At 70.7% G+C, this 2041-nt stretch carries 3 protein-coding genes; all 3 read right to left on the bottom strand.

Going from position 1 to position 2041, the window contains the following annotated elements; translation table 11 throughout:
* Positions 1 to 1056 (bottom strand): DivIVA domain-containing protein (locus PLL68_RS14275; protein ID WP_324535210.1); only part of this gene is annotated, 1056 nt, incomplete at its 3' end.
* 141 nt (positions 1057 to 1197) lie between these two features.
* Positions 1198 to 1473 carry a YggT family protein gene (locus PLL68_RS14270; RefSeq protein WP_324535208.1) on the bottom strand — a complete coding sequence of 92 codons (276 nt, stop codon included), beginning with the start codon at positions 1471 to 1473 and terminating at the stop codon, positions 1198 to 1200.
* 45 nt (positions 1474 to 1518) lie between these two features.
* The gene (locus tag PLL68_RS14265) at positions 1519 to 2019 is read right to left on the bottom strand and encodes a cell division protein SepF (protein ID WP_324535212.1); all 501 of its coding nucleotides are present in this window, start codon (positions 2017 to 2019) and stop codon (positions 1519 to 1521) included.
* Between the last annotated feature and the right edge of the window lie 22 nt (positions 2020 to 2041).

Below are 2041 nucleotides of genomic sequence, written 5' to 3'. Positions count from 1 at the left end.
GATGAGCTCGTCGTGCTGGGCCTGCGCGGTGCTGATGAGCTCGTCGTGCTGAGCCTGCGCCGTGTTGATCAGCTCGTCGTGACGCGCCTGACCGGTGCTGACCAGCTCGTCGTGACGCGCCTGACCGGTGCTGACCAGCTCGTCGTGACGACGCTGACCCTCGGTGACCAGCTCTTCGTGGCGGGCCTCACCCGCAGCCACGTGCTCGTCGTGGAGGCGCTGGGCGAGGGCGATGACACCGGCGGCGCTGGCGCCGCCCCCGGCCCCGGCCAGGGCGACGGCACCGACGGCGGAGTCGGCCTCGCCCCGCTGGGCTGCCGCGGCGGAGCGCTGCTCTGCCTCACGCTCAGCGGCCTCGGCACGCGCGGTCGCCTCCGCGATCCGGGCCTGTGCCTCCTGCTCGGCCTGCTCGGCGCGGGCCCGCAGCTCGGCGATCTTCTCGTCGCTCTCCGCGCCGGCGGCGTCCTGACGGGCGACGGCGTCCTGCTCGCGGCCGGCCTGCACCGCGGCGAGCTCGGCGCGGCTCTCCTCCAGCTGACCCTCGAGCTCGGCCACGCGGGCCTCGAGCTCGGTGGCGCGCTCCTGCAGCGCCGCATTCGCGGACTCGAGCTCGTCAGCGCGCTGGGCGGCATCCGCTGCCCTGGCCTCGAGCTCGGCACCCCGGTGCTCGAGCTGGGCGAGCTGCCCCTGCAGCTCGGCGTTGCGGGTCTCGGTGTCACCGCTCTTGCCCTCGTACTCACCGAGGCGGGCCGTGAGGTCGCTGCGGGTGCCCTCGAGCTCGGAGACGCGCGCCGCGAGGGTCGCGTTCTTGGAGCGCAGCTCCTCGAGGTCGGTCGCCGAGGTGTCGGGCTCCTGGCGCGCCGCGACGGGAGCCAGCCCGCTGCCCTCGCGGGCCGCGTTGAGCTCGCCGCGAAGGTCGTCGGACTCCTTGGTCATCCGACGCATCTCGGCGACGATGTCGTCGAGGAAGTCGTCGACCTCACGCTCGTCGTACCCACGACGGAACTGGGTCTGGGTGAACGTCTTGTTGAGAACGTCCTCGGGCGTGAGAGCCATGGTCAACTCCTGGGTGGGGACATCAGGTCACGTCCCTCCCCCACGTCCACGCACAGCGCGAAGACCGGGGTCGGGGCCGGTTCTTCCCAGACTACGCGATCGCCGGGCGCCCGCGTCAGGCGAGGTCGTGAGTGAGGACGCTCAGAGCACGATGAACAGGATGTAGACGATGAAGAACAGCACCATGAACGACAAGTCGAGCGCGACGCCGCCGAGGCGCAGCGGCGGGATGACCTTGCGCAGGGCGCGCAGGGGTGGCTCGGTCAGCGTGTACACCGGCTCGGCCACGAGGAGCGCGGCGCCACGTGGGCGCCATTCCTTCGCGAAGATCCTGATCCAGTCGAAGACGACCCGCCCGATGAGGACGAGGAAGTACAGGAAGACGACGAAACCAAGGACCTCACGCACCGCGTTCATGGCAGGAGTGTGACTGACGCGGCTGCGAATCCCCGCAACCGGGGCTCAGCTCTGGTTGAAGACGCCTCGGCCGGTGGCGACGACCGGGCCCTCCTCGGCGTTGACCTCGACGGTCTCGGGCGAGAGCAGGAACACCTTGGACGTCACGCGCTCGATGGAGCCGCGCAGGCCGAACACGAGGCCGGCCGCGAAGTCCACGAGACGCTTGGCGTCGGCGTCGCTCATGTCGGTGAGGTTCATGATGACGGGGATGCCGTCGCGGAAGTTCTCGCCGACCGTCTTCGCCTCGTTGTACGTGCGCGGGTGGATCGTCGTGATGCGCGAGAGCCCACCGACCTCGGGGCTGCTCACCACGTGCGCCACCGAGTGACGGGTGGGCAGGTGCGTGACCTCGGCGCCGCGACGCTCAGCGCGCTCCGGCGCGTGCTCGTGGTGGTCGGCCTGCTCGACGTGGTCGTCGTAGGCCTCGTCGTAGTCGTCGTCGTAGCGACCCTGGTCCTCGGCGAGGCCCAGGTAGACCATCGTCTTGCGCAGCGCGCCTGCCATTGAGTGCTCCTTGGTCGTCGGC

The sequence above is a fragment of the Ornithinibacter sp. genome, from assembly GCF_035443565.1.
Taxonomy (GTDB): Bacteria; Actinomycetota; Actinomycetes; order Actinomycetales; family Dermatophilaceae; genus Fodinibacter.
The sequence above is the reverse complement of the archived record's forward strand: the minus strand, read 5'-3'. Positions and strand labels throughout refer to the sequence as shown.